The following is a 5,492-nucleotide window of genomic DNA, read 5'->3' on the forward strand; positions in this document are numbered from 1 at the left end:
CGCCACGAGCTCGCACGACGAGTCCGGTCCCTGAAGTCACTCCTCGCCAGTACTCCGAATTCATCGGATAGATGGCGGTTCGTCCCATCTCCCCCGGTCGGATGCTGGTCCGCCTCGTCGAACGTCTCGACGTCCCTAGGACGGTCGGCTATCGCGCCGCACCGTTGTGGGTTCGGTCGACGACGACTATGTCGGCATGCCGCTTCAGGCCGGCCAGGACAGCGGCGGCGTCGAACACCTCGCCGGGTGCCGCGGCGCCAGGACCGCGATGGCGTCCGTCGAGAAGACGGACGGCACCTTCCACCACGATGGGCGCACTGATGGCATAGATGTCGCGCCCCGTCGCAGTGACCCGTCGCGTCTGTGCACCGGTGCGCACGACGACGTCGACGACGAACCTCTGGGACGACCGTCCTTGTTCGTCGGCTGCGGTGGGCGCCGGCGTCGCGGTGTCACGGAGCTCTTCCAGGGATGCGGTGTTGAGATACGAGCGCAGCTCGCCCACGTGGAGGTGGTGATCGATCGTGATGACCTCCGAGAACGGCAGCTGCACCACCGACTGCTCACCCAGAGGCGAGGGGTAGAACCAGGTACCGGGCGGCGCAGGGTTCTCCAGCGGAGCCAGCACGCCGTCACGGATCACCAGGCGGGTCGCGGTGTTGCGTACCCCGGTGGCTCGCGTCCCGGCGGTGGGCCACCAGCGGTCCAAGCCGATCGCGATGTCGATCTCGTCGGCGTGCGAGCCCCCATCGAGCACGGAGGTGACCAGCAGGTCCGCCAGCCCACCGTAGAACGCCATGGCGGGGACCACGGCGACATTCGCCTCCCTCGCCGGCGCGTCCAGCTCGCGGTAGAGCGCCTGCACCACCGGCTGCTCGGCGGTGACATCGAGGTAGTGGGCGCCCGACTCGAGCGCGGCCCGAGCCAGGGGCAACGCGGTGTCGAGGAACGGACCGGCGCAGTTGATCACCGCGGCGGCGCCGGCGACCACGCGGCGAAGGAGCTCCGGGTCATCGATGCCGACCACCCGTCTCTCCAGCGCCGCGTGCCGGGCCGGGACGGTGGCGAGGCGCCCGGCGCTACGACCAGCCAGCACGGGGACGAGGCCACGGCGTAGGAGCTCGTCGATGACGAAGCGCCCTGTGTGCCCTGCAGCGCCATAGACAAGGACCGGATCAGCGGTGTGCATGGCATCGATCCTCGACTCCAGATCCAGCCGCTTCATCGCTGGTCCGGCCTTCGCCTGTCACTGAGATCACGTCTGCCCCTCTTCGGTCGGGCTGAGAACGGCGTCCAAGGAAGTAGCACACCGCCGGTGGCGCAGCGTCCCCTTGGTCTGCGGCTGGTCGTCGGGTGCTCGGCTGCTGGCTATGGCTGTGCCGCGTGGGCTCGCTTGAGGCTCATGGTGATGTAGGAGGAGAACCCGGCCTGCTTGGCGAACTTCGCCGGGCGGGTGCGGGTCTCCACGAAGCCGAGCTTTCGATAGAGGCCGAGTGCCGGTGCGTTGGTGTCCTTGATGTCGCGGAGCACGAACTCGTCGTACGGCAGCTGCAGGAGGTGTCGCATGAGCGCGGTCGCGATGCCCTTGCCTTGATACTGCGGTGCTGTCGTGACGAACCCGATCTCGGCGAGCCCTGGGCGGGCCCCGTCGTAGGCGCCGAGGAACTGGCTGCGGACGATGACGCAGCTGGTAAGCCCGTGCCACCAGCCGAGGTTCCGCTGAATGGCTCGACGGTCGGGCTCGAAGCACTCCTGCTCGCCCTCGGTGACGGATGCGATCGCGGCCGGTTCGCCGTCGACCAGGGCGACGTAGAAGCGGTCGAGCAGGACCATGTGCTCGAATGCGTCCGCCAGCACCTCGGGATCCTTCGAGAAGTACTCGAAGTCCTCCGCGAAGCCGTGCACGAGGACCTGGGTCACCCTTCGGCGGTAGCTCTCGCCGAGCTCGTCTCCTCGCCTGATCTCGATCATGTCGTTCTCCCTCCGGTGAGCAGGCGAAGAACCAGCTCGACGCCGGATTCGCCAAGCTCGTCGTTCATGACGAGTCGCATGGTCGCGACACCGGACAGCATCGCGAAGTAGTACGCAGTGACCTGGTCGGGGTCGCCGGACGCGAACTCGCCCAGCTCCTGGCCACGTCGAACGAGAGCCGAGAACGTGTCCCACAGCGAGCGTTGCGTCGTGGCCAGCCGTTCTGCCGTCCCCGGCGGGGTGTCAGTGATGAACCCCTGATTGATCACCAGGAAGAACTCGGCCGCGCCCTGGTCGCCACTGAGCTCGGACAGAAACGTCGCCGTGAACTCACGAGCAAGAGCGAGCGGACTCTCGTCGCTCGCGAGCCGTTCGGATGCGGCCACCAGGCCGGTGGACGCCTGCTCGAGCAGCTGGTCGAACAACTGCTCCTTGCTGGCGTAGTGCCGGTAGATCGAGCCGATGCTGAGGTCCGCCTCCGCCGCGATCTGGCGCATGTTCGCCGCCGCGAAGCCATGGTGAGCGAACACGCGGATGGCCGCGCCCTGGATCGCTTCGCGGGTCGCGGCCCGCAGGGCTTCGTTCTGCACCGGTGTTCGTGGCATCCGCTCCCCTGATGAGTGAACTGATGTTCACTTTATAGCAGCTTCGCCGCCTGTGCTACCCATCCGCGCTCGAACGGCTCCCTTATGCGCGCGGAATCGCTCGGCGCCGTCCGGGGCGGAGTGCGTCGTCGACTACCTTTGAGGCGGTGGAGATGACGGTGTGCCCGTCCTCGATGTCCCACAGCGTGTTCTGCATCAGTCGCGCCAAGGTCCATCCGAAGGCCCGGTCCCGATCCAGTTCCAGGATCTGGGTCAGGATGTCGAAGCGTCGGCGCACGACGTCTGCTGCCTGAGGAGCTGTGGGGTTCTCGCTCCACCCGGAGTCCAGCGCCGGCCAGAGATCGAACCCGGGGTCACCGACCAGCGGTTCCGGATCGATGCCGAGCCACGGCTCCCGCTCCGCGGCGAGAACGTTCCCGAAGTGCAGGTCCCAGTGCAACAGGCGTCCGCCTGCGTCGTTCTGAAGCTCCGCCACGATGCACGACCAGCGCAGCAGGCGACGGCGATCCTCACGGTCCGCGAGCTTCTGCACCGCGGTCGGTGTGATGTCGAGCATCTCCGCCGTGATCAGGTCCAGCCGCGGGAGATCACCCGGCGGCGGAACCGCATGGAGACGCCTCAGCAGGTCACCCACGACGAGCGTGGCCTCGTCCTCGCTCGCGACCGACTCCAACGAACGGTCGCCATCGAGCCGCTCCAGCAGCATGACGCCACGATCCGCGTCGCTGTCGAGAAGCCGCACCATGCCGCGACCATCCCAGGACTGCAGCCCGATGATGGCGGCCGTGGTCTCGGAGCCAGGCATCTGCAACTTCAGCGCCGCCGGCCGACCATCTCCCGTGCGGACAGGGATGACCACGCCGGCCTCGCCTGCACGGGGGCCGCCGTCCAGCCGGAGCTCCCACCGCTCAGTCACCTCGACGGCAAGTTCGCGTAGCTCTCCGCCCCAGGCGCGACGGGACGCCTCGCCCCTCTGCTGAGACGCCACGAAGGCGGCTGGCAGATCGATCCCCGGACCTGGCTGCGACACACGGGGATTGTCCCAGCTCGCATCACGGCGGAGGGCTGGCCGGCCGCGTGTCAGGGTCGCGCCCTTACCACGTCAGGCGGCTGCCACCGACCTGGCATTTCGACGGCTATAGCCCGATGCGGTGGAACCCGCCGTCGCCGCACCTCTCAAGCCCGGCCACTGCCATAGCAACGTGAGCCCGAGTCGCGCGGCTTGGCTATCGAACCCAGGGCTGGTCGATGACGCACTTCACGCACGAGTCGCGGAAACAGACGAGCTCCGCGGTGTGGGATGGCCGACGCCGTAGAACCACTTCCACAGGCGGCGATCGAGTAGCTCATCGCGGAACTCGCATACGAGGCGGTCATGAGCCCCGACGCAGATGGTGGCACGTGAGGCCCCGTGCGTACTGGGACGCGACCGCCGCGCCGTTACCGTAGCGAGGGCCCCGTGGGGGTCTTGACCAGCCGACGTTCCTGACACCAGGTTCTGACGGCGGGTCGGCACGGTCATACGGCCGCCAGCGCGTACCTCAGAAGATCACCGACTTGAGCGCGGTCCATCTCTCCGTCACTTCGCAAGGGATGGCGTCGGCCCGTGCGCCTCGGCTTCGAGCCTCGTGCGGGCCTCGCCAAGCTCGTCGATACGGTTGACGACCCAGCGCGACCCGGCCGTCAGAGCCAGCGAGAGCGCGAGGAGGCCGATGAGGTTCCCGAGGTCGATGACGTCGAGCGGCGCGAATCGCGATCCGAAGATTCCGGTCCGCCCGACAGCGACGGCGGAGACGACGCCGACGAGGACCGGCACGCACTGACGCGCCTGCTTCGAGCCCAGCAGGATGCTTATTCCTAGGCTGAACAGGACGAGAGCGGCGCCCGTGCCGAGCATCTGGCCGAAGACCGGCCCGCCGTAGCCTGACCGAGCGATCCCAGCGACCGAGAGCGCAGGTACCGTCGCCACCAGGGCGAGCACGGCGCGCTTCCAGCCGGTCGACCGGAGCGGCAGACCCCAGTGAGCGCGTTCCCCGACCGCGATGGCGCACGCCGTCTGACCGACCGCCCAGCCGACTCCTGTGTAGGCAGCGGACAGCTCACCACCCGCGCACAGCAGAGCCACCGTCGCCCAAGCCGCGGCCGACGCGACCACCAGGACGACGCGCGCCGCCTGCAGTGCACCGAGCAAGAAGACGACCATCCCGACGAGCCACAACGTCCAGGCCGGGCTGAAGGGCACCGAGGCGAGTACGTCGCGCAGGTTGCCGGTCCTGGCGACAACGCCCGAGCCCGCGCCCAGAGCGGCAGCCGCTGGGGGCGCCAGGAGGACGGGGAGGAGCGCGACCAGCCACCGGGTCCCGTCCCGGCGCTGCCGGGCGGTGGACCCGAACGGGGCCATCAGCCACTCCCGCGCCGCAGCGCGCAGCAGGTCTAACCGCTCACCCGGCGCCGGTCGAGACTGCTCGGGCGTCGCACCGTCGAGGAGATGACCGACCATCTCCGCCTGGTGCTCACGACGGAAGGTGTACGGGAAGAGCGCCGACAGGCGCTGGTAGTCCCGCACGAGTACCGGGTTCACGAACGTCTTGTCGGCGCTCATGCCATCACCCCGCCCCAATTCGACGTCGGTCCCGGCACCGGTCGCGCCGCCCATCCACGCGCTTCGAGCCGTTCGAGCGCCCGGCGCGCCTGCGCCTCGGCCCGCCGGGCCTCGACGGCGAGACGCGCGCCACCCTCTGGGGTGAGCCGGTAGTAACGACGCAGCCGCGAGTCGACGACCTCCTCGCGGTCGACCTCCACCAACCCTGCAGCGACAAGCCGGTCGATCGCGCCGTACAACGTGCCTGCGCGCAACGCGATCCGACCCTCGGAGCTCGTCTCGACGTCCTTGACGATCCCGTACCCGTGCGCCGG

Annotated in this window: 6 protein-coding genes; all 6 read right to left on the reverse strand. The window is 68.7% G+C overall.

Going from position 1 to position 5,492, the window contains the following annotated elements; all coding sequences use genetic code 11:
• Positions 1-148 precede the first annotated feature (148 nt).
• On the reverse strand, positions 149-1,189 hold the full coding sequence (locus tag RIF65_RS15070) for a saccharopine dehydrogenase family protein (RefSeq protein ID WP_309082766.1): 1,041 nt from the start codon (positions 1,187-1,189) through the stop codon (positions 149-151).
• A 179-nt stretch (positions 1,190-1,368) separates the two neighbouring features.
• A complete protein-coding gene (locus tag RIF65_RS15075) occupies positions 1,369-1,971 on the reverse strand; it encodes a GNAT family N-acetyltransferase (protein WP_309082768.1) in 603 nt (200 codons plus the stop codon).
• A complete protein-coding gene (locus RIF65_RS15080) occupies positions 1,968-2,576 on the reverse strand; it encodes a TetR/AcrR family transcriptional regulator (RefSeq protein ID WP_309082769.1) in 609 nt (202 codons plus the stop codon). The genes RIF65_RS15075 and RIF65_RS15080 overlap by 4 nt, the downstream gene beginning before the upstream one ends.
• Positions 2,577-2,658: 82 nt before the next feature.
• A complete protein-coding gene (locus RIF65_RS15085) occupies positions 2,659-3,585 on the reverse strand; it encodes an aminoglycoside phosphotransferase family protein (protein ID WP_375142206.1) in 927 nt (308 codons plus the stop codon).
• 570 nt (positions 3,586-4,155) lie between these two features.
• Complete coding sequence (locus tag RIF65_RS15090; protein WP_309082772.1) at positions 4,156-5,178, reverse strand: hypothetical protein; 1,023 nt, start codon at positions 5,176-5,178, stop codon at positions 4,156-4,158.
• The coding region (locus tag RIF65_RS15095) for a PadR family transcriptional regulator (RefSeq protein WP_309082773.1) at positions 5,175-5,492 on the reverse strand (318 nt) is incomplete at its 5' end. The genes RIF65_RS15095 and RIF65_RS15090, both read right to left, overlap by 4 nt.

Origin of the sequence: Microbacterium sp. (genome assembly GCF_031180975.1) — a bacterium.
Taxonomy (GTDB): domain Bacteria; phylum Actinomycetota; class Actinomycetes; order Actinomycetales; family Microbacteriaceae; genus Microbacterium.

What these genes read in the sequence shown, in the direction of transcription:
- RIF65_RS15080 (WP_309082769.1), bottom strand. Translation starts at nt 2,576, where the DNA reads ATGCCACGAACACCGGTGCAGAACGAAGCCCTGCGGGCCGCGACCCGC.
- RIF65_RS15075 (WP_309082768.1), bottom strand. Translation starts at nt 1,971, where the DNA reads ATGATCGAGATCAGGCGAGGAGACGAGCTCGGCGAGAGCTACCGCCGA.
- RIF65_RS15070 (WP_309082766.1), bottom strand. Translation starts at nt 1,189, where the DNA reads ATGCACACCGCTGATCCGGTCCTTGTCTATGGCGCTGCAGGGCACACA.
- RIF65_RS15090 (WP_309082772.1), bottom strand. Translation starts at nt 5,178, where the DNA reads ATGAGCGCCGACAAGACGTTCGTGAACCCGGTACTCGTGCGGGACTAC.